Genomic DNA, 22,385 nt, shown 5'->3' with positions numbered 1-22,385 from the left:
AAATATTTTTATTAAAATTATTGCTGTTGTATATTCTCATCTAATCTCATACTATCTTCTGCTGTATCCATATAAGGATCATCTTCCATATTATTGGCTTCTTTTTCATCTTCTTCTGTTTTTATATAATATTCTTTTCCGCGCATAGCAGCATTGTATATAGAATAGTCTACTTCATAAATTATACCGCTTTCTGGTTTTACATATACTTTGCCTTCATTATTATCATAAACTAAAGTATACTCTTTTTTGGTGTTATCTTCCATAAAGATTGTAATTTTTGCATCTGGAATTTTGAATAATCTCTCTAAATATTGTTTCATATTGTCATCATTAACAAATCCAATTGCTTTAACTAAAGATAATGTTTCATAATCTCTGTATGCTCTATCTAAACTTATTTCTTCTTCTATTCCTTCAACAACCCAATTAGTTCTGTTTTCTTTCTTTATAACATTTGTATAATCTCTGATATTGCTTTCAACTTTAAGAACAGAATCTATATATATAGGTTTATCAAATATTATTTTATCTCTTAACATATCAATAGTTTTTTTAAGTGCTTCTATATATACGAGTTCAACACTAAAATATTCATCATTGTATTTTACATAATATCTTTCTTCATCAGCTGTTTTATTTCCTACAAATATTTTATATTCTTTATTTCCTTCCCAAACTGTAAATTCATTGCTTGGGTTTTCAAGTCCAAATGATTCAATTTCACTAAGATTTGTTATAATCATATCAATATTCAAAGTATTAAAGTTTTTAACATTAGCAAAAGCCTCTAATTGGTCTATTTTATAATTATTAGAAGGAGATGTTACTTTCCAAGTTTCATCTATTTTTTCTACTATTATTGGCTCTTCTGAATATCTTAATTCATATTTTGTTACATTTGTTTCATTAAGTTCAAAAATCTGAGTTCTTGGTTTATTTGCCTCAGTTTCTATACGTTTTTGTTTTGTGGTGAAAAATGCTATAACACCTATTACAGCTAATACCACAAGAAGAATTATAATTTTTGTAACGTTCTTATTCATTTTTTTATCCTATTTTTTTATTTTGATTTTTTATATCGTAAATTATTTTCTATTTTCCAGCATAATATTAGCTAAATATAAAAATATAACAGTAACGGACAAGAAATAAACAATATCTCTTAAATCTAATACTCCTCTTGAAATGTTTGCAAAATGATAATCTCCGCTAATAACTTCTATAATATTAACTATAGAAGGAAAAAGCAGAGTTAAATATCTTAAAAACATGTTCAAAGATATCATAATTGCAAGCCCTACAATTAATGCTACTATTTGATTTTTTGTAGTAGATGATGCAAATATTCCTATAGCACATAAAGCCATAATAAGAAATACACTTCCAATATATCCTGCAATAACAGGTCCTAAGTCTAATCTTCCCAAAAATATTAATGTGATAGGGTAGAGTATAGTTGGAACTAGCGCAAAAAGCATAAATATCACAGCAGAACAGAATTTTCCTAATATAATTTCTAATGATGAAACTGACTGAGTGCTTATAAGCTCATAAGAACCGCTTGAAAACTCACTTGATAATAATCCCATAGTTATAGGAGGTATTATTAGTGATAGAATCAAAGGCAGTATACCGAAAAAATCCTGCATATCATTCTGCTGAAGTATAAAAAATCTTGAGAAAAAATATACTCCGCTTACTATTAAAAATATTGCTGAAAATATATATGCTATTGGAGAAAAGAATATATGTCTTAATTCTTTTTTTAATATAATATTTGATTTATTTAATGAAAAAATGTTTTCCACTTATTTGTCTCCTTTTGTTAATGTATGGAATACGGCTTCTAAATTTTGTTTTTCTTTTGTCATTTCATATATTATCCAATCAGTATTTTTTATGAATACATATATCTTTTCTCTAGGTTCTTCATCATTGGAAAATATAACAATATCTTTTAGATTACCGTTATCTTCAATTTTAGCATCATAAACATTTTCTATAGTTTTTAATTTTTCTATTATTTTATTATTATCATCATTAGTTTTTATAGATAATTTTATTTTTGTTGATACTCTATTCTCTTTACTTGTATCATTTAAACTCAAGTGTTTAGGATCAGCATCTGCTATAACATTTCCTTGATTTATAATAATAGCTCTGGAACAAGTAGCTTCAACTTCACTTAATATATGAGTTGATATAAGAACAGTTTTTTCTTTTCCAAGTTCTTTAATAAGCTCTCTTATTTCTACTATTTGGTTAGGGTCAAGTCCGTTAGTAGGTTCATCTAATATAAGTATTTTAGGATCATGTATAATAGCTCCTGCAATACCTACACGCTGTTTATAACCTTTTGAAAGCTCTCCGATTGACTTTGATATAACATCTTTTAAACTGCATGCTTCTACTACATAATTAAGTCTTTCTGTTAATCTGCTTCTCTCAAGTTCCTGAATCTCTGCCATATAAACAAGATAATCAAACACGCACATATCATCATAAAGAGGTGCTGATTCAGGCAAATATCCTATAACCTTTTTCACCTCTCTTTCATTGTTTAATATGCTTTTACCGTCTATAATAGCATTACCGCTTGTAGGTGAAAGATAACATGTTAATATTCTTAAAGTAGTAGACTTTCCGGCTCCATTAGGTCCAAGTATTCCTACAATTTCTCCAGCATTTATTTCAAAACTTACGCCTTTTAAAGCATGAAAATCACCATAATATTTATTCAATTTCTCTACTGATATCATTTTATTCCTTTTGATTATGTTGATAAAAAATATAATATAAGTACAAAACATTATAATATATATAAAGTAAAAAAACAATTATAAAATTGTAAAATAAAATATGTTTGAAATGTATTGTATTTATTATATATCTATATAAGTATATATTTAAACTTATATGGCATAATTAATATAGTATATTGCCATTAATGATATTATTATTATAATTATAAATATGACAAATTAAAGGTACTATATATGGATTTAAACAAAGAAAAAATAAACGGTATTATTAAAAAACTTTCAGAAGGACTGTATGAAAAAGAGGATATTATATCATTTACTTTTTTATGTGCTTTGGCTGGAAAATCAGTATTTTTATACGGCCCTCCAGGTACAGCTAAAAGTTTAATTGTAAGAAGAATAGCTTCAGCTTTTAAAGATTCAAAATATTTTGGTCAGCTTATGAACAGATTTACAACCCCTGAAGATGTTTTCGGCCCTGTAAGCTTATCAAAATTAAAAGAAGATAAATTTGAAAGACAGACAGAAGGTTATTTGCCAAAAGCTGATTTTGTATTTTTAGATGAAATTTGGAAAAGCAGTCCTGCAATATTAAATACATTATTAACTATAATAAATGAAAAAATATACAGAAATGGAAGTGTTGAAGAAAAAGTTCCTTTAAAAATATTAGTTGCATCAAGTAATGAAACTCCTACTAAAGGTCAAGGACTTGAGGCAATGTATGACAGATTTATAATGCGTTTATTAGTTAATCCTGCAGAAGATATAGATAATTTTAAATCATTGATAGTTGATAAAGATGTTGATTTTAATGCTAATTTAAATGAAGAAGATAAAATATCAGCTGAATATTTGGAAAGTTTAAAAAGTAATATAGAAGAAGTGGAAGTTCCTTCTAATATTATCAATATTATAATTTCAATAAAAAATGAAATAGATGAATATAATAACGGCAATAATGAACCTATTTATATTTCTGATAGAAGGTGGAAGAATATTGTTTATATATTAAAGGCTTCTGCATATTTTTCAGATAGAAAAGAAATACTACCTTTTGACTGTTTTTTAATTTCTAATTGTATATGGACATTGGAGGAAAATATTAAAGCTGTTAATAGCATAGTGAAAAAATCTATAATGCGTTTTTTGAATGATAATATTGATGAATTTGATTATGATAAAATATATGATGAAGCAGAAGAAATTAAAACAAATATAGATAAAGATTCTATAAGTGACAGAGATGAATATGAAAATGAAATTAATATAAATGGTAAAAAGTATTTTGGTATAGATGTATTTTATGAATATAAAAATACGTATGGAAATAATAGTATGAGTAGTGTAAAATTTTATATTGAAATTGATAAAATTAATAATAATACGCAATTTAGTCCTTTAATAAATGTATATGAGAATGATGCTTTTAATAATGCAAGCAGCAGAAGCCCAAGATATAATAATTACAGTAATTTGAAAAATTCTAGTGATTATATTGTAGCCGATAGTGTATTTTGTTCATTGATAGATTCAAATACTATTAATATAAAAACTAATAGTTATTACAACCGTTTTGTTGATCAAAATGGAGATGTAGTATTATCATTAAATGTATCTATTCCTTTTAAGTTTAGAAAAGGGGATATAAAACCTATAGAATACAATAAAAGAAATAGTTATATGTATGTTTGCTCTGATTTGCTTAATACATTAAATAATAAAATAGAGTCTTATGAAAGTGATTTGGAATCTATGATTGAAAAGTGTGACAGTGTTTTTATAAATGAAAAATATATACAGAAGTCTATTTATAATAATGATTATTTATCTAGTTTGAAATCTCTTAAAATTAATATTGAGCATTGTATAGAGAAATTAAATAGTAATTATTAAGGTTTTTCATGAATATTGATGATATTTTAAAAGAAACTAAATATATATTAAAAGAAAGATTTTCTCAGTATGATATTTTTATGAGCAATAATGACATACAAAAAGAAATTACTAAGAAAATAAATGATTTTAATTATAATTTAGAAAAACATTTAAAAAATGATAATCCATTTAAAGATTCATATTCTGTTTATGAAGAAGCTAAAAATAGTTTTATAGAAAATGAAGCTGATAAGGAAGCTCTTTTTAATGATATTGAAAATTATAGATTAATTGCAGGCGATAATAATGCTGACTTCTTCTATTCAAAAATAGATTCTTTAGAAAAAGATGAATATAATAATGAGATAATAGCTATTAGAAAATCAGTTTTAAATAGTTGGAAAGATGAACTTGATAAGCAATATATGAATTGGGTATTAAATGAAATAGATAAATACAGAAAAAAATTTTTTCAAGATATGGAAAAATTTTTTGATTATTTGAATAATTTGAAATATATACAGGATATATTTGGAGAAGATACGGGATTATTATTTGATTTGAGTATAGGAAAATTATTAAAAAGAGATATTGAATATATAAAAAGACTTTTAAATTTATTAAAAGAAAATTCAGATATAAAAAGATTATGCGATATGCTTGGTAGATTTATAAGGTCTGAAGAAACTATAAAAACAGAAAAGATTTTAAGAAAAGAAACATTCATCACAAAAATAAGAGATATTAATTCAGAAGAGGAGATTGTTGGTATAACTTATTCTAGGGATATACATAATATACTTCCTCAGGAGAAACTGCTTTTAGCTGAAGGAGTGCTTGAAACTTTATTTGGAGTAAAATATTTTGAGAATAGACTTTTAACTTTTAAGAAGGAAGGATATATTGACTCTTATTATGATAGATATATTGAAGAAGAAATTCAAGTAGAAGAAGAAGATAAGAAAGGTCCTATTATAATATGTGTTGATACAAGCGGATCTATGAGCGGAGTTCCTGAAACTGTTTCAAAGGCTGTTACATTATATTTGGCTACTCGTGCAATGAAGCAGAAAAGAAATTGTTATCTTATAAATTTTAGTACGCAAATAGAAACTATGGATTTAACATACCCTAGTACTATGGACAATTTAATAGAGTTTTTAAGATTAAGTTTTAATGGCGGAACTGATCCTATACCAGCATTAAGGCATGCTATAAAAACTATGAATACCGAGAATTATAAAAAATCTGATTTAATTTTTATTTCTGATTTTGTTTTTAATGAATTTACTGACAATGATTATAAATTAGTAATGGAACAAAAGAAAAATGAAAATAGGTTTTATTCTCTTATAGTAGGAAGTACCCCTATGTTTAATGTTGGAAAGAGTTTATTTGATTATAATTGGTACTATGATTCTTCAATGGGTTCTGTAAAAGAGATTACTGGAAATATGTATTCAAATATATTCGGCAGTTAAATAATTAATTAATATTTAATTAAAATAATAAAAAATATCAAAAAATTATATTTATTTCTTGACTGTATTTTTTTTCATAGTATGATAAATGCTATATTATTAGGCAGCATACAGAATGAATTTAGAAGAAATATTAAATAATTGTCAGAAAGCTATAAAATATGAGTTTAAAAATAGAGCTTATCTCTTGGAGGCCATAACTCATAGAACTTATGCCAATGAATCCAAAAAAAAGATGAAATATAATCAAAGACTTGAGTTTTTAGGCGACTCTGTGCTTTCTTTAATAATATCTGATTATTTATTTAAAAAATATGATACAAGTAAAGAGGGTTTATTATCAAAGGTAAAATCATCTTTAGTATCTCAGAAGTCATTATCCGAACTTTCAAAAGAACTTAAATTAGGTGATTTTTTGCTTTTAGGTCATGGAGAAGAGGTTTCCGGAGGACGCTATAGAGCTAATATGCTTGAGGATTTATTTGAAGCTATTGTAGGAGCTATATATTTGGATTCCGGAATAGATAATGCTTCTAAATTTGTTATGATGGCTTATAAAGAAAAACTTAAAAAATTAGATATAGAAAACTTTGATAAAGATTATAAAACTATATTTCAAGAACTTATACAGAAAAAACATAAAATAAGTCCTATTTATAAATCTTTTGAATATGTATCTGATAATGAAAATCATGATGAAATGTTTAAAGCAGAAGTTTATGTTAATAACAATATTTTTTCTATTGGGTTTGGAAGGAGTAAGAAAGAGGCTGAGACTGAAGCAGCAAAAAGTGCATTAGATAAAATAGAGACAGTAAGCAATGCAATAAAAAGAAACAAACAAAATAAATAACATAGGAAAATATATGAATAAAATATTAATAGCACCTTCAATATTAACAGCATCATTTTCTAATTTGGAAAATACAATAAAGGAACTTGAAGACTCAGGAAGCGATTATCTTCATTTGGATATAATGGACGGAGTATTTGTTCCGCAGATTACATTTGGTGCTAAAGTAGTTTCTGATATAAAAAAGATTAGTAAAATACCTCTTGATGCTCATCTTATGATAGTAAATCCTGAAAAGCATATTGATGATTTTGCTAAGGCAGGGTGCGATATTATAAGCGTTCATTTTGAAGGTAATATTCATATACATAGATTAATTTATCAGATAAAAGCACATAATATAAAAGCAGGTATTGTACTTAATCCTCATACTAGAGTTGATGTAGTAGAGCCTATTATTGATGATATTGACTATTTGCTTATAATGAGCGTTAATCCAGGATTTGGCGGACAGAAATTTATTGAATCATCTTTAAATAAAATCAAAGAAGCTAGAAAATTAATAGGAAATAGAAATATAATTCTTGCAGTTGATGGCGGAGTTAATTTAAAAACTTGTGATAAAGTATTAGAGGCTGGTGCTAATTTTCTTGTAGCTGGAAGTGCTATAATTGATAGTGATAATAAAAAAGACACTATTAATAAATTAAGAGGAAATTAATTTTGAACAATATTTAAATATACAAGGAATCTGGATTGTAAGAATTAGATAATAATTCTAATGAAAATAAAATATATAAATAAGATTCTCAAAAAATATTAATAACAACTATAAAACCATATGAAAAAATTTATAATAAAACACATAAAGAAGAATTAAAAAATGTAAGATTTAATTTTTTAAAAAATATTTGAAACTAACATATTGAAAATATTTTTATTAGGTTTTATTATTGCAGGCAAAAATTATTCAGGGTTATTCAAAATGTCAGATAATAATAATAATAATAATAATAAATCTATTTTTCTAGCTGCAACTGCATATATAATGTGGGGGCTACTTCCAGTGTATTGGAAAGCTGTTCAAAATTTCGATTCAGCATTTGTTTTAGGTATTAGGGTTATAACTACTTTTATATTTACATTGATAATAATTATATATAAGAAATCTAATTTATATAGAGGTGTAAAACCTTTGGTTTCAATAATAATAGCCGGTATATTTTTAGGAATCAATTGGTATTTATATATTTATACTGTTAATTCAGGGCATGTTCTTGAAGCAGGACTAGCTTATTATATAGCACCTATTTTAAGTATATTAATAGGAATAATAATTTTTAGAGAGAAAAAAACTATATTGGAGTATGCTGCTATAGTTTTAATGTTTATTGGAATGATTTATCAAACCATTACATTAGGCAGACCTCCTGTTATGGCATTTTTTATAGGATTAACTTTTTCAATATATGGATTATTCAAAAAAATGACTATTTATTCAGGATGGGAAAGTTTATTTTTGGAAACTTCTGCTATACTTATACCTTCAATAATTTTAAGTAAAATATATTTTCCTGCAGAACCTCAGCCTGTATCTTCATGGATTACTTTAATGTTTGCAGGAATTGCTACCGGTATACCATTGTATTTATATGCAAAAGCAGCTAAAGGACTTCAAATTTCTACACTTGGTTTTTTACAGTTTTTTGTGCCTCTTTTTGCAACTTTGCTAGCTATATTTGTTTATAAAGAGGAAATTAATTTAAATAGAGGTATTACATTAGCAATTATAATACTTGCTGCTGTACTTTATGCTATATCCATATTTAGAAATTCTTTATCCAATAATAAATAAAAATTGATAAATAGTTTTTTATAAAAAAAGATATATTTTTTCTAAAATTATATAGCATTCTTATTAATAGTAGTATATAATATAAAGAAATTTTTTAAATGGATAGGATTATGAAATTAAGATTATCAAAAAGAGCATTACAGGAAGATTTTCAGGGTAATTTTGTAAAGATCATTTTGGAAGTAGCGGCAAAAGGTGATTTAATATCATTTGCTGGTGGGTTACCTAATCCTGCATCTTTTCCTGTAGAAGGAATTAAAGCTGCGGCTAATAAAGTTTTAGAGACAAAAGGAGCATATGCATTACAATATAATAGTGCTGATGGTTATGTGCCTTTAAGAGAGTTTATTGCTAACAGATACAAAAAGCAAGGTGTCAATGTTGAAGTAAAAGACATACTCATTACAAATGGTTCTCAGCAGGCTTTAGATATTATTTCTTCATGTTTATTGGATGCTGGTGATAATGTTTTGGTTGAAGACCCGTCATATTTGGCTGCTTTACAATCATTTCATTTGTATAATCCTAATATTAAAACAGTTGATTTAAATGAAGATGGAGCAGATATTGAACAGGTTAGAGAATCTATGAATAAATATGATCATAAATTCTTCTATGCCGTTCCTAATTTCCAAAACCCTACAGGAATAACATATACTAATGCTGTAAGAGAAAAAATAGCAGATGCTATGAAAGGTAAAGATACTTTTTTTGTAGAGGATAACCCTTACGGAGAATTAAGATTTAAAGGCGAGCATCAGAGATCATTATATACATATTTAGGAGAACAGGCTATACTTTTGGGTACATTCTCAAAAACAGTAGCTCCTGGTTTAAGACTTGGATGGATAGTTTGTTCTATTCCAGAATTATGGACTAAAATGAAAGAGTATAAACAGCTTATAGATATGCATACAAGTACATTTGCACAAGTTGTTGTTGCTCAGTATTTTGAAGATAATGATTATGATGCACATATTAAAAAGATAATAGATTTATACGGCAAGCAGTGCAATTGTATGCTTGAAGCTATGGATAAGCATTTACCTGATGACATGCATTGGACTCGTCCTGAAGGCGGTATGTTTATATGGGCTACTTTACCTAAAGGAATAGATGCGGTTGAATTCTGTGTTAAAGCTGCTGATGCCGGCGTTGCTGTTATACCGGGTGATCCTTTCTATGAAGCTAAAAGAGGATTAGGTACATTAAGACTTAATTATACTAATTCTACACCTGAGATGATAGATAAAGGTATGTCTATAGTTGCAAAAGTTGTTGAGCAAATGCGTAAATAATTAAATTTGAAAAAATATACAATATATTGAGCATGTATATATTAATAATATATACATGCTTTTTTTGTAAAAATTAATAATTTTTGGTTGTTTTTTTATTCTAAATGTCATATAATTTTTTTACATTATTTAATGGGGTTTGTTATGAGTCTAAAAAAATTTATACTATTATTTATCTTTATATTAAATATTAATGTATTGTTTTCTAGGACTATAGACTATGTTCCTGATTCATCATCAGCTGTTTTGTCTATTAATGTTGCTAGTACAGCAAATGGTCTTTCTACTACATCATCAGATTTGATATATGATATGCTCTTAGAATTTACTCCTGATTTAGATTATCAAACCAGAGATTTTATAGACGGTGTTATAAAATCTATAAACTTTAATGATGATATTAGAATGATTCTTTATGAAGATTCTTCTGAAATATTTTCATTTATTATACCAATTTCAGATATGGATTTTGCTAAGTATGTATTTAATGATTTAGTTGCATCGAGTCAAGTTGAAGTTTATAAATATAGAAATAAAGAATTTATTGTAATAGATAATTCTGCAATAGCAGTTTTTGTTGATGATGTGATTTGTCTTACTTATAGTGAATACGATGAAGATATATTATTAGAAAAAATAAGTGAAATAGCTTTTAGAAGTAATCCTATTAAAGATAGATCTTTTTTATCATTTGAAAGAAGTCAAAGCTGTATATCTTTATGGGCGAATGTTAGATCTCTGCTTTCTTTTGATTCTAGTAATGCAGATTATATTGATGATATTGATAAAGATTTATCTTTTGCAGCCTCTTTAGATTTTAATGATAAAAGTATTGCTATAAATGCAGAAGTGTATTGTCCAAACCTATCATTAGGCGGAATAAAAAAATCTTTGAATTCCGATGTAGCAAAATATTTGGATACTTCAGATACAATAGGCTTTTTATCTTTTGCTTTTAACTCCAAACAGCTTAATAGATTATTAAAAAAATCATTGGCTAATACAGAACTAGATTATGAATTAAGAAGTGATATTATTGATGGAGTTAATTTTTATGATTTTATTGATATGATGGGCGGTGATATTGTTGTAATGCTTAAAGACTCATACCCTGAGCCTGAGTTTGTCGGACTTATTTCTTTAAAGAATAGAAGAGATTTTATTAATTTTCTTGAAGATTCAGGAGAATATTTGCAAAGAATTGATAATAATGTGCTTTTATTGGAAAGCGGAGATTTTGATATGTATATAATAGATTCTATTGCGATTATAACGAAGTCTGGATCAAATTTTGACTTAGAAAATTATGTAAATTCTAATTCTTATTCAAAATTTGCTAAAAATAATGATATTTCTCTCCATTTAGATGTTAATAGTATGTCAGGCTTCTTATCTAAAGGTGCTGATAATAATACAAAAGCATTAATTAGAAGTGTTAAATCTGTAAGCGGAGTTATTAATTTAGTCAATGATAGTACTTTTAAAGCCTCTCTTAGAATTAATTTAAACCAAAATGGTCAAAATTCTTTAAAAAGTATAATAGAGCTTTTAAAAGGATACTTCTAAAATATATTTAAGGTTTTATTTATGAATAAATTATTTAATTCAATTATTTTACTATTATTTTTTATTTTGTCATGTTCTAATAGAGGAGAAGATTTAAGGCTGGCTTTGAAAAATAATAGTGAAAAAAATAATGTTTCTGAAATAAAAGAGTTGGTGCAAAAAAAAGAATTGGGAAGGGCATTATATTTGGCAGCTTCAAGCGGATATGCTGATATAGTCGATGGACTTGTAAAGTTTGGTGCCGATATAGAAGAAAAAAGTTTAGACGGAGCTACACCTTTGATTTTATTTTGCAGAAATAATGACATAGATGCTGCTAAAATTTTAATAGAAAATGGGGCAGATGTTTCTGCAAAAGACAATAATGGATATGGTATTTTAGATAGTATTACTGATTCTTATTCGAAAAGACAGCTGCTTAATTATTTAAATTCAGCTACAAATGTGAAAGGTAAAGAGATTGTATTGGATATATCAAAATCTGATTTAGATTTTACAACAACATTTAAATATTATCAGCCCGGATATTCTGTAAGCGAAAGCAGTTATTCCGGATATAAATTTTATGCTTCAGAAGATAATAGAAGATTTGGTATTAATAGAAAAGTTCTTATGTATTTAAATACAAGGGTGACTAACAAAGATGAATATGTGCTTGATAATTATCTTAATATAAAATTGTATGTCCCAAAAGTAGAATATAATGAATATAATATGGAACTTTCTTCAGGTGCATTAGTTGATAAATATACTGAAGGTGATAGTGTTGTATATGAACTACAAATAGAGCTTTATGATGACGTTGATGTTCAAGAGAGTTCTATTAATAATGAATTTATTTTTGTTATAGAAGGAAATGATAAGATTGAAATACCTATAAGATTAGAATTTCCTAGTCAGTATAGTAAGAATAATAAACAAAGCACTATAGAATTTTCAATAAATGATAATTATAATAACAGTTATAATAGTTATGATAATTACCGCAGTTTTAGAGTAAACTAATTTATTAAAGGAAATTAAAATGAAAACCATACTTAAATGCTTTATTTGTTTATCTTTATTATTTTTTATTTCATGCGGTTCCAATAAAGATTTAAAATTAGCTTTAAAAAATCATGAAGGCGATGATGGTATAGCTGAAATAGAAAAATTTGTAAAAGATAAAAAATTCTATGAGGCTTTTACAAATCTGCTGAAATGGGATATTCTGACATAGTTTCAGGTCTTGTAAAATCAGGTGCTGATATTAATGCTGTAGGTGTAGATGGAGAAAGCATATTAGCTGTTTTTTGTAAAGATGCTAATTTAAGTGCTGCTAATATTTTAGTAGAAAATGGGGTAAATCTTAATGACACTAATGCTTTAAATAATATGAAAGAATGGTTTGATAAAGATAATCAGGAACATAGAGATTTATATTATTCATTATTAAAAAATTCTTATGAGCAGAATTTTTTTGAGAAGAATATGAATGATGCTTTAAATAAAATGAGTATAAAAGGCAATGATAAGAATAATTTGATTAATAAAATAACAGATACTCTTCTTACAAAAGCAAATGAAATTTTGCCTGCTTATATAGAAAAAGAGAATTTAGGTCCGGAAAATGAATTTGACTATGATAAATTTAAGCTTTATGAATATGACGGAGTTAATAATAAAATAAATTCCATTATAGAAATAGACGGTAAAAATTATTATTTAAGTTCCATTGCTGTAGATAATGGTTCTCCTTATGGAAGGTGGGGAGAGAGTATTACAGATCAATATATAAGTTTTTGGGAAATTAATGATAATAATGCTGTTTTTATAGGAGGAATTTTTTTTCCTTTTATGCATTATAGTTTTACATATGCAGTGCATAAAGGAAAATATATAACTATAGAGTATATGGATCATTATAGTTTGGTAAATAAGTATTATACTTTTAAACTTGATAATAATATGTTTTATTTAGATAGAATTTCTTCAGAAAATGTATTAGAGAATAATAAAGTAGATATTTATTATAAGTATAATGATAATGATGCAGTAAAATTCGGTGTGGATAATTGTTGTATTTAAAATATAATCCATAGGCTTGTTATAAAGTTATAAAATTGCCGCTTCTTTTTTCGAGTATGTGTCTATTCGGCTAAATAAGTTGAAATAGTGAATTATTATATATATATTAAATATTTATTTTTTTGTTTAATTTGTTGTTTAATATGGTTTTATTTAGTTTATTATAATTATATTTTTTATATTTTTGTGAAATTATCTTATATAATATTTTACTTTACTATATATAATATGTTATATATAGTGTATGCTGCCTCTGCATACAACACTATATTTTTTCAAGGAAAACGCTATGTTAAAAAAATTACTTTATTAATTTCATTTTCATTTGTTTTTACCGCTTTAATTTATGGTCAAACAGCAAAATCTACAATAGATGGTATAATGCAGTCATACAATGGTGAAAGAAATGCATCAGCTATGTATGCTGAATTTGCTAAAAAATCACAAAATAAAAGTGTAGCTGCTATGTTTAGAGTCGCTTCTGCTGCTGAAGGTATACATGCTAAGCTTTTAAATGATATTGCTATGTCTTCTAAATTATCTACTAAAGCTTTGACAGCTCAAATTAATGCTGTAAAATCAGGTACAGATATAGAGAATTTGAAAACAGGAGTAGCTGGTGAAACTTATGAATACACAAAAATGTATCCTGCATTTAGTAAAGTAGCTGCTTCAGAAAACAATAAAAATGTTGCTGATTTGATGAACAGAATTGCTGCAGTTGAAAAAACTCATGCTGCTTTATATAATAAAACTATTAAGGCTTTAAATTCTAATTCTGTTTTACCAGAAGGATATTATGTATGTCCTATTTGTGGATATGTAGAAGCAGGATCAGCTCCTGGTAAATGTCCTCTTTGTAATGCTACAGCTAGTTCTTTTCAGGCTTTTAAATAATAAAAAACTAATTTTATATTATAGAGGCAAAGCATTGATAATATTATGGTATTATCAATGCTTTTTTTATTGAATTTATAACTTGAAAAAATATTAATAGCTTATATAATATTTGAAACCTTTAAAAATAATAATGGAGAATAAATAAGAATGCAATATACAAATATAATAATAGCAGTATGTGTAGTTATAGTAGCTGTGATTGTAATTTTGGTTTTAATGAAAAGAACTAAAAAGCCAAAAGTATCATTAACAAGTTCTAAGAGTAAATTTTCATTATCATCTCTTTTTAATACTTCTGCAATTAATGATGAGTTTTTTGCAAGTTTAGAGAATACATTAATAACAGCCGATGCTGGTGTAGAAACCACAAAAGATATTATTTCAAAATTAAGAGAAGTTGTAGAGAAAGAAAATATAAAAGAACCGGAAGAAGCTAAAAAACATTTAAGAGAAATTCTAATATCAAAATTTATTTCTAAAAAAATAGAATTAAAAGAAAAGAATATTTTATTTGTAGTTGGAGTAAATGGAGTAGGTAAGACTACCTCTATAGCTAAACTTGCGAATATACTAAAGAATGATCATAAGGTTATATTAGCAGCAGCAGATACATTTAGAGCAGCAGCAATAGAGCAATTAGAAGAATGGGCTAATAGACTTAATGTTACCATAGTTAAAGGTCAGCAGGCAGGAGATCCAGCAAGTGTATTATTTTCAGCTTTGGATAAAGCAAAATCTGTAAATGCTGATATTGTTATAGTTGATACTGCTGGAAGATTTCACAATCAAGAGAATTTGGTTAGACAGCTTGAAAAAATGAAAAAGATAGCAACAGAAAGATTTTCAGAATTCAATTTTGTTCCTATATTGGTATTAGATGCTAATGTTGGTCATAATGGTATAGAGCAGGCTAAAGTATTTACAAGTGCTTTGGATATACAGGGAGCAATAGTTTCAAAAATGGATAGTTCTGCTAAGGGCGGAGTAGCTATAAGTGTAGCACATTATTTATCATTGCCTATTTTTTATGGAGGTTTTGGTGAAAAGGTTGATGATTTTAGAGAATTTGATGCCGTAAGTTTTGTAGATTCTATATTACAATAATTATTTCGGAGTTTCATTATGTCTCTAACCGTTAAGCCTTCTGAAATTTTTGGTTCTGTTTATATTCAAATAAGTAAAAGTGATGCACATAGAGCTTTAATTTCTGCATCATTAGCCAAAAAGCCTAGTATGATAAAGCCTTGGATTAATAATGTAGGAACTGATATTGAAGTTACTAAAAATGCTGTATCACATTTTGCTGATTTTGAATTGATTGATGATTTGCTTAAAATAATTCCAAAAGAAAAATATCCTGATAATATTACGATAAATGTAATGGAATCTGGAACTAGTTTAAGATTATTAATACCAATTATTTCGGCACTTGGAATAAATTGTACATTTACAGGTTCTAAAAAATTATTTTTAAGACCTATGGATATATATAAAAATATATGGAAAGAGCAGGGGTTATTATTTGATTTAAAAGAAGATTCTCTTATAGTATCCGGTAAATTAAGAAGTTCAGATTTTTATATTCCTGGAAACATCAGCAGTCAATTTGTAAGCGGTTTATTATTTGCTTTGCCTTTGTTAGAAGACAGTTCAAAAATTATTATAGAAGGTGAGTTAGAGTCGGCTCCTTATGTTATGATGACATTAAAAACTTTAAAATCTGCAAATATGGATATATGCAAACAGAATATTAATACTATAGAAGTTTATGGAAATCAAGAATATTCTGCTATTGATTATGAAATAGAATCTGACTGGTCTCATGCAGCATTTTTTGCTGTTGCTGGTGCATTGGGCGGAGAAGTAACTTTATATGGTCTTAATAAATATTCTATTCAGGGAGATAAAGAAATAATTAATATATTAAAATTTATGGGAGCTTCTATTACATATAATGATGATAATTCTATAACGATTAAAAAAGCAAACAGACTGCATGCTTTAGATATAGATGTTTCAAATATACCTGATTTAGCTCCAATAATAACTGCATTAGCATCTACTGCAAAAGGTACTACTAAACTATATAATGCTGGAAGATTGAAATATAAAGAAAGTGATAGAATAAACGATTTGAAAGACAGTTTTAATAAAATAGGGGCTAAAATAGAAGCTACAGATGATAATATATTTATAGAGGGTGTTGAAAGATTGGAAGGCGGAGAAACAACTTCACATAATGATCATAGAATAGCTATGTCTTTAGCAGTTGCTTCTATAGTTGCCAAAAATAGCATTATTATAGATGATGCTGAATCTATAAATAAATCGTCTTTTAATTTTATAGAACAATTTGGAAGTATAGGAGCTCGCATTTCATAGACTTTCTAATACATTTTTGAGTATTTTTAATTGTATATAATTTGTTACTGGAACACTTTCTTTAATAACACTGGACTTTAAAAATACATTTTGCTGAGTTTCATACCATCTTAATATTTCTCCGTTTTCATATGCTTTCTTTATATCTGAGGAGTCAAAACATATAGAGGCATCTATTTCCTTTTTTATAAATTCTACATTTGTTCTAGTAAGTTTAGAAACTAAATATGCAGTTTCATCTAAATGATTCTTTCTATAATCCATAGCTTTTAACATTGCTCTTGAAAATTTTTTTACTATTTCTGGGTTTTCATTTATATATTCTGTAGTTGATACAAAGCTGGTAGTTAATGAAATTACATTGGAATAGTTTGTTATATATGCTAATACTTTATAGTTATTTGTTATATCTATAGTGTATGGTATCCATGTTGATATAGCATCAACTTTTTTATTTGTGAGGTAGTAAGAAAGATTTGTTACATTTATATTTGATAACTTAATATCATCTATTTCTAAACCAGAACTATTTAATACGGCATAAAGCATAGCTTCTCCTAAGGTTCCAAAATGTGTTGCTACTGTTTTTCCTTTTAAATCATATATACTGTTAATATAATTTGCAGATATTATTTGCTCAGCTTTACTTATAGAATCTGGAAATAAAATTTGTGCTTTTCCATTTATTATTAGAAAGTGAGTAGCATGTCCTATATATGAAAAATCAATCTCTTTTGAAATCATTGATATAATAGCAGCATGACCATTAAAAAATTGAAATAATTCAGCATCCAGATTTTCTTCTTCAAAGAAACCTTTTTCTTTTGCAACAGCAACAGTTGCAGCACCAGCAAATTCTGATAAATAACCGACTCTTATTTTTATTTTTCAGTTTTTTTATTTTCTTGAATATTATTATTACATGATATCAAAACAAAAATAAATAAAACAAAAATAATTTTTTTCATAATTTTATCCTCAGTTTTTATTATATCATATTTCATAATATACTTTTTAGTATTTCTAACTCCAAGTAATTAGTTATAGCTATAGATTCTTTAATAACATCTGTATTTAAAAATACTTTCTGCTGAGTTTCATACCATTTTAATATAGTTCCATTTTCACATGCATTTTTTAAATCTTTTGATGTAAACCACTCTCCTGTATCTATTTCGCTATTTACCAATTCTATATTATTACCGGTAAGTTCAGCAACCAAAAGAACTGTCTCTTCTATATTATCTTTTCTATAGTCCATAGCTTTTAATATAGCTTTTGAAAATCTTTTGACTATATCAGGATATTCATTAATATAATTTTTAGTTGTTATAAAACTACTCGTAAATGTAACATCATCTGAGAAGTCCTGTGTGGAAGCTAATATTATATATTGATTTGACATTTTTGAGATAATATCTGCTGTATATGGTGCCCAAATTGATACAGCATCAACCTTTCTATTTATGAATGCATTTGCTAAATTTGTAATATTTATATTTGTTATGTTTATTTCATTGTGATTTATATTTGCCTTTTGCAATGCTATATCTAAAATAATTTGACCTGAAGTACCTAAATGTGTTGCTACAGTTTTCCTTCTTAAATCATTTATAGTTTTTATATTAGCCCATTTACCAGCCATTATTTTTTCAGCTTTGCTTATTCCATTAGGAAATAATACTTGCACTTTTCCTATAATTGCATGATAATGTGCCCCATGTCCTATATAGGCAAAATCTAATTCTTTAGATATTAAGGATGCTATTTCTGCAGGCCCGTTAAAGAATTTGAATAATTCAACATCTAAATTTTCTTCTTCAAAAAAACCTTTTTCTTTTGCTACTGATACAGCAGATGCTCCTGCAAAATCAGATAAATATCCAACATTAATTTTAGTGTAATTATCAATCTTGTTTTCTTCATTTTTTGAACATGATACTATCAGTGTAATTATCAAAACTAAATATATTATAACATTTTTCATAATTTTCCCGCATTTAATTATTAAAATATCTTTTTTTATTTCTAAATCTTAAACGTATAACTCTAAATAAAGCTTCTGCTATGATGTTTTTAGACATTTTTGATTGTCCGCTTCTTCGTTCATAAAATATAATGGGTTCTTCTTTTACATTATATCCATTGCTTTCAAATGAATAATTCATTTCTATTTGAAATGAATATCCTGCAGAAAGTATATTGTCAAAATTCATATTCTTTAAAACAGATACTCTGAAGCATTTAAAACCTCCTGTAATATCCATAATTTTTGAACCTAATACAAAAGAAGCATATCTATTTCCATAATAGGATAAAAATAATCTTCTAAGCGGCCAATTGACAACACTTATACCATTACAGTATCTTGAACCTATTACTAAATCAAGTTTTTCTTCCTCCATTCTATTTATAAATTTAATTACAAAATTTGGATCATGAGAAAAATCAGCATCCATTTCTATAACATAATCCGGATTATATTGAAATGAATGTTTAAATCCGGCAATATAAGCTGGTCCAAGTCCTTCTTTTTTTTCTCTTTTTAATAAATGTACTCTGTTATTATCTAAATATTTTTCTACTATACCAGCCGTACCGTCAGGACTGTTGTCATCTACAACCAATAGTTCTATATATTCAGGTAAATTCAAGATAGTGTTTATCATTTTTTCTATATTATCTTTTTCATTATAAGTTGGTAATACAATTATAGCTTTCATTTAAATAACCTTTTAATTATTTGATTTTTTTAATGAATTCTTTTTCAGATAATTATCTATAGTATTCATTATATAAGTAACATATCTTGTGTTCGTATTTCTAGGATCTATTATATTTTTATAGGAAAATATATCATCATTTTCTATATTATAAAATACTATATCTCCAAACATTATTAAATCATTATCATCTATTGCATTATCCATACCGATTAAATTTATTTTAATGCCGGTTGCTATAGATGTTTCAATAATTTTATATCCTATTATATAAGAATTATCATAATCTAATTCTATATCAAGTGTACGTGCTAAATTTTTAAAAGTTTTTAATTTTATCTCTATATTTCTATATTTTATAATAATATTTTCTTTGATATCCCCATCTTTAAAACTAAAATTAATATTCTGCATCTGATTGAATGGCTGTTTAATTTTTAATTTTTTTAGCAGCAGTTTAGATTTTTCTATATCTTCTTTTGACATTTCTACCGGACTTGCCAATGATAATTTATGATTTTTATTTAATCTATATTCAGTTTGGTCTAAAGTATAAAATATATTTTTAACCCTATCATATTTAAGATGATTTAATAATTTATTATTTTTATCATATACTAACCATATGAATAAATTTGATGCTATATTCATCATGTAATTTTCTATAAAAATATTTTTCCAATTTGAAAAAGTCCACTTTTTTCCAGACATTAAAGCTTTATGCAGTCTAAAAATTTGAAATTTGTAAGATATTTTTATATAATTTTTCATAATATAAAAATTATTAATTATATTTTCACCTATATCTTTATTAAATTTAGTGATATTTTTATTAGTTTTATTATCAACAATTTTATCAATATCTAATTTATCATTAATATATATAGTAAATGAATTGTTTTCATCTTTTAATATTTTTTTTCCATTTTTATCTATATTGTAATTAGGTATTATTTTATCACTTAATTCATCTTCAGTAATTTTTAATTTTTTAGCCGCTAATTTAAATGCCGATTTTGAAGTGTTTTTTATTTGGAAATATTGAAAATTATTTGATATATAATCTATTATCATTAAAGAGCATATACTTCCATTAGATGATAATGTTGATATGGCATAATTTGCTAATGACATTCTGCCGGATTCGCACCATTCTCTAATTTTATATACAATTTTATCTATATTATATTCATTTTCATATATAAGATATGGTATCATTATATATTTGTATGATGTATTAGCTCCTTCAAATATCCATCTCTCATACACATTTTTTATAACCCCTAAAAATGAATTAAAATCAAAATATGATATTATTTTATCTAAATCTTTTATTTTTATTGGATTTTTTAATTTTGAATATTCCATATATATATATTTAATAACTATTATTGGAATATTTTGGTTTGTATCCTTACTAAGTACTCCGTATAATAAAGATTCATCTATGCATATTAAATTCTTTTCAAATTTTTTATTGTAATTTTTATTAACAAAATTAACTATGCTGTTAATATCTTTGAAGCCTGATTTGATTATTTTTTTATTTTTCCATCTTTTTATTATATCTTTTGCCAAATCATTATCCAAATTTTTTAAATATTCATAAACCTCTCTTTTTTTATGGTTTATAATTTTAATGGCCGTTCTTTTTATATTATTTGATTTATTATCTAAAAGTGAGCATAATACCTTACTTGAATTAAAATTAACATCACTGCTGTAAAGATGATTTAAAAATGGTATAAAATTTTTACTATTTTTAGTGATGATATTAACGAAACTTTTGCTTGAAAATATGTTTTCAAAATATTCCTGATTGCATTTTATTATGGAGTAGAAGAAATCATTGAATTCTTTATTTTTTATTTGGAGAGCAAAAGAATCATAATATGATATAGAATCATTATATGAATAGAAAAATATATAAGATATTATAATATCAGATAATGTTATTCCCAATGAATTAAAATAGTCTAAACTTTCCTGATATGTTAAATTAAATCCTTCTTTTCTTGTTAGAATTAAATATATAAATGATTTGTAACTTTTAGTTTTTATTATTATATTTAATAATTTTTTTGCTTTTTTAGAATATTCAGATAATAATAATATATAATATATTCTATAATTTGTTAATAATGATTTTTTTATAAAAGCTATATTATTTCTATTTGGTTTTTTATTTAAATTATACGGATCATATGGTTTGGAAGCACAGAAATAACCATAGGCAGATTTTTTTACTTTGAATTTCTTTATTAATTCATATCTTTTATCATCTTCATATATTATATCATCATTTATTATTGTAAGGCTATTAGGTGTTCCTATATGTTCTTCTATATTATATTTTGCATAGTAGGAATCATAGATTTTATGCATTAATATATCTATTTTTTTATCAGCTATTTTTAGATTTGCTTTTTCATCATTATTTTTTAATAGTATAGCAGTAAGTATTAAATATATTCCGCAGTTATTACTTTTTTCTAATTTATTATATATGATGTAAAAATATTCTTTATCTGTGTGATATGTAAAATTTGCTTCTCTTAAAAAATCAAGAGCATATATATCATTTTCTATTATACTGTTATTAATAGAACATATTTCTTTTTCTAAATTATATCCCTGATATTTTCTAGAAAATAAAGAACTATTGAATTTATCCATA

20 protein-coding genes are annotated in these 22,385 nt (G+C 25.6%); 13 read left to right on the top strand and 7 right to left on the bottom strand.

Annotation, left to right across the window (positions count from 1 at the left end; all coding sequences use genetic code 11):
- Positions 1-17: 17 nt before the first annotated feature.
- From T324_RS0101320 to T324_RS0101310, 3 genes are read right to left on the bottom strand one after another with little or no spacing between them, the layout of a single operon-like run.
- Complete coding sequence (locus T324_RS0101320) at positions 18-1,046, bottom strand: DUF4340 domain-containing protein (protein WP_028328635.1); 1,029 nt, start codon at positions 1,044-1,046, stop codon at positions 18-20.
- 42 nt (positions 1,047-1,088) lie between these two features.
- Complete coding sequence (locus tag T324_RS0101315; protein WP_028328634.1) at positions 1,089-1,811, bottom strand: ABC-2 transporter permease; 723 nt, start codon at positions 1,809-1,811, stop codon at positions 1,089-1,091.
- Positions 1,812-2,762 carry an ABC transporter ATP-binding protein gene (locus T324_RS0101310; protein ID WP_028328633.1) on the bottom strand — a complete coding sequence of 317 codons (951 nt, stop codon included), beginning with the start codon at positions 2,760-2,762 and terminating at the stop codon, positions 1,812-1,814. It abuts the gene before it with no gap.
- Between the two features lie 237 nt (positions 2,763-2,999).
- Between T324_RS0101310 and T324_RS0101305 the strand changes: the two genes are divergently transcribed.
- From T324_RS0101305 to aroA, 13 genes are all read left to right on the top strand, one after another.
- Complete coding sequence (locus T324_RS0101305; protein WP_028328632.1) at positions 3,000-4,661, top strand: AAA family ATPase; 1,662 nt, start codon at positions 3,000-3,002, stop codon at positions 4,659-4,661.
- Positions 4,662-4,669: 8 nt separating this feature from the next.
- On the top strand, positions 4,670-6,124 hold the full coding sequence (locus tag T324_RS0101300; protein WP_028328631.1) for a VWA domain-containing protein: 1,455 nt from the start codon (positions 4,670-4,672) through the stop codon (positions 6,122-6,124).
- 115 nt (positions 6,125-6,239) lie between these two features.
- A complete protein-coding gene (gene rnc, locus T324_RS0101295; protein ID WP_028328630.1) occupies positions 6,240-6,977 on the top strand; it encodes a ribonuclease III in 738 nt (245 codons plus the stop codon).
- Positions 6,978-6,990: 13 nt separating this feature from the next.
- Complete coding sequence (gene rpe / locus T324_RS0101290; protein ID WP_028328629.1) at positions 6,991-7,638, top strand: ribulose-phosphate 3-epimerase; 648 nt, start codon at positions 6,991-6,993, stop codon at positions 7,636-7,638.
- Between the two features lie 264 nt (positions 7,639-7,902).
- Positions 7,903-8,772 (top strand): EamA family transporter RarD, encoded by an 870-nt coding sequence (gene rarD / locus T324_RS0101285; protein WP_028328628.1) that lies wholly within the window; start codon positions 7,903-7,905, stop codon positions 8,770-8,772.
- 110 nt (positions 8,773-8,882) lie between these two features.
- Positions 8,883-10,070 (top strand): aminotransferase-like domain-containing protein, encoded by a 1,188-nt coding sequence (locus T324_RS0101280; RefSeq protein WP_028328627.1) that lies wholly within the window; start codon positions 8,883-8,885, stop codon positions 10,068-10,070.
- Between the two features lie 144 nt (positions 10,071-10,214).
- Positions 10,215-11,636, top strand: a complete 1,422-nt coding sequence (locus T324_RS0101275) for a hypothetical protein (RefSeq protein ID WP_028328626.1) — start codon at positions 10,215-10,217, stop codon at positions 11,634-11,636.
- 21 nt (positions 11,637-11,657) lie between these two features.
- Positions 11,658-12,641, top strand: coding sequence for an ankyrin repeat domain-containing protein (locus T324_RS0101270; protein ID WP_028328625.1), 984 nt, complete (start codon positions 11,658-11,660; stop codon positions 12,639-12,641).
- A 19-nt stretch (positions 12,642-12,660) separates the two neighbouring features.
- Positions 12,661-12,855 carry a hypothetical protein gene (locus tag T324_RS0101265; protein WP_028328624.1) on the top strand — a complete coding sequence of 65 codons (195 nt, stop codon included), beginning with the start codon at positions 12,661-12,663 and terminating at the stop codon, positions 12,853-12,855.
- The gene (locus tag T324_RS0101260; protein WP_028328623.1) at positions 12,837-13,703 is read left to right on the top strand and encodes an ankyrin repeat domain-containing protein; all 867 of its coding nucleotides are present in this window, start codon (positions 12,837-12,839) and stop codon (positions 13,701-13,703) included. Before T324_RS0101265 ends, T324_RS0101260 begins: the two co-directional genes overlap by 19 nt.
- Positions 13,704-13,931: 228 nt before the next feature.
- Positions 13,932-14,600: a rubrerythrin family protein gene (locus T324_RS0101255; protein WP_084548579.1), complete on the top strand. Its 669-nt coding sequence runs from the start codon at positions 13,932-13,934 to the stop codon at positions 14,598-14,600.
- Between the two features lie 150 nt (positions 14,601-14,750).
- Entirely contained in the window at positions 14,751-15,707 is a 957-nt protein-coding gene (ftsY, locus tag T324_RS0101250; RefSeq protein ID WP_028328621.1) for a signal recognition particle-docking protein FtsY, read from the top strand.
- A gap of 18 nt (positions 15,708-15,725) precedes the next feature.
- Complete coding sequence (gene aroA / locus T324_RS0101245; protein WP_028328620.1) at positions 15,726-16,985, top strand: 3-phosphoshikimate 1-carboxyvinyltransferase; 1,260 nt, start codon at positions 15,726-15,728, stop codon at positions 16,983-16,985.
- Here aroA and T324_RS16405 read toward each other — a convergent pair.
- The 4 genes from T324_RS16405 to T324_RS0101225 all read right to left on the bottom strand — a co-directional run bounded on the left by T324_RS16405 (position 16,980) and on the right by T324_RS0101225 (position 22,384).
- Positions 16,980-17,864 carry an ABC transporter substrate-binding protein gene (locus T324_RS16405; RefSeq protein WP_245580602.1) on the bottom strand — a complete coding sequence of 295 codons (885 nt, stop codon included), beginning with the start codon at positions 17,862-17,864 and terminating at the stop codon, positions 16,980-16,982. The genes aroA and T324_RS16405 overlap by 6 nt on opposite strands.
- Positions 17,865-17,985: 121 nt before the next feature.
- Entirely contained in the window at positions 17,986-18,972 is a 987-nt protein-coding gene (locus T324_RS0101235) for an ABC transporter substrate-binding protein (RefSeq protein WP_028328619.1), read from the bottom strand.
- 13 nt (positions 18,973-18,985) lie between these two features.
- Entirely contained in the window at positions 18,986-19,708 is a 723-nt protein-coding gene (locus tag T324_RS0101230) for a polyprenol monophosphomannose synthase (protein WP_028328618.1), read from the bottom strand.
- Between the two features lie 12 nt (positions 19,709-19,720).
- Positions 19,721-22,384: a DUF4132 domain-containing protein gene (locus tag T324_RS0101225; protein ID WP_028328617.1), complete on the bottom strand. Its 2,664-nt coding sequence runs from the start codon at positions 22,382-22,384 to the stop codon at positions 19,721-19,723.
- Position 22,385 lies beyond the last annotated feature (1 nt).

The organism is Brachyspira alvinipulli ATCC 51933 (assembly GCF_000518245.1).
GTDB lineage: Bacteria > Spirochaetota > Brachyspiria > Brachyspirales > Brachyspiraceae > Brachyspira > Brachyspira alvinipulli.
Note: the sequence above shows the minus strand (reverse complement) of the source record. Positions and strands in the feature narration are given on the sequence as shown.

Excerpts from the sequence above, each read along its gene's own strand:
- T324_RS0101320 (WP_028328635.1), bottom strand. The coding sequence starts at position 1,046 with ATGAATAAGAACGTTACAAAAATTATAATTCTTCTTGTGGTATTAGCT.
- T324_RS0101310 (WP_028328633.1), bottom strand. The coding sequence starts at position 2,762 with ATGATATCAGTAGAGAAATTGAATAAATATTATGGTGATTTTCATGCT.
- T324_RS0101305 (WP_028328632.1), top strand. The coding sequence starts at position 3,000 with ATGGATTTAAACAAAGAAAAAATAAACGGTATTATTAAAAAACTTTCA.
- T324_RS0101300 (WP_028328631.1), top strand. The coding sequence starts at position 4,670 with ATGAATATTGATGATATTTTAAAAGAAACTAAATATATATTAAAAGAA.
- rnc (WP_028328630.1), top strand. The coding sequence starts at position 6,240 with ATGAATTTAGAAGAAATATTAAATAATTGTCAGAAAGCTATAAAATAT.
- rpe (WP_028328629.1), top strand. The coding sequence starts at position 6,991 with ATGAATAAAATATTAATAGCACCTTCAATATTAACAGCATCATTTTCT.
- rarD (WP_028328628.1), top strand. The coding sequence starts at position 7,903 with ATGTCAGATAATAATAATAATAATAATAATAAATCTATTTTTCTAGCT.
- T324_RS0101280 (WP_028328627.1), top strand. The coding sequence starts at position 8,883 with ATGAAATTAAGATTATCAAAAAGAGCATTACAGGAAGATTTTCAGGGT.
- T324_RS0101275 (WP_028328626.1), top strand. The coding sequence starts at position 10,215 with ATGAGTCTAAAAAAATTTATACTATTATTTATCTTTATATTAAATATT.
- T324_RS0101270 (WP_028328625.1), top strand. The coding sequence starts at position 11,658 with ATGAATAAATTATTTAATTCAATTATTTTACTATTATTTTTTATTTTG.
- T324_RS0101265 (WP_028328624.1), top strand. The coding sequence starts at position 12,661 with ATGAAAACCATACTTAAATGCTTTATTTGTTTATCTTTATTATTTTTT.
- T324_RS0101260 (WP_028328623.1), top strand. The coding sequence starts at position 12,837 with ATGGGATATTCTGACATAGTTTCAGGTCTTGTAAAATCAGGTGCTGAT.
- T324_RS0101255 (WP_084548579.1), top strand. The coding sequence starts at position 13,932 with ATGTTATATATAGTGTATGCTGCCTCTGCATACAACACTATATTTTTT.
- ftsY (WP_028328621.1), top strand. The coding sequence starts at position 14,751 with ATGCAATATACAAATATAATAATAGCAGTATGTGTAGTTATAGTAGCT.
- aroA (WP_028328620.1), top strand. The coding sequence starts at position 15,726 with ATGTCTCTAACCGTTAAGCCTTCTGAAATTTTTGGTTCTGTTTATATT.
- T324_RS0101235 (WP_028328619.1), bottom strand. The coding sequence starts at position 18,972 with ATGAAAAATGTTATAATATATTTAGTTTTGATAATTACACTGATAGTA.
- T324_RS0101230 (WP_028328618.1), bottom strand. The coding sequence starts at position 19,708 with ATGAAAGCTATAATTGTATTACCAACTTATAATGAAAAAGATAATATA.
- T324_RS0101225 (WP_028328617.1), bottom strand. The coding sequence starts at position 22,384 with ATGGATAAATTCAATAGTTCTTTATTTTCTAGAAAATATCAGGGATAT.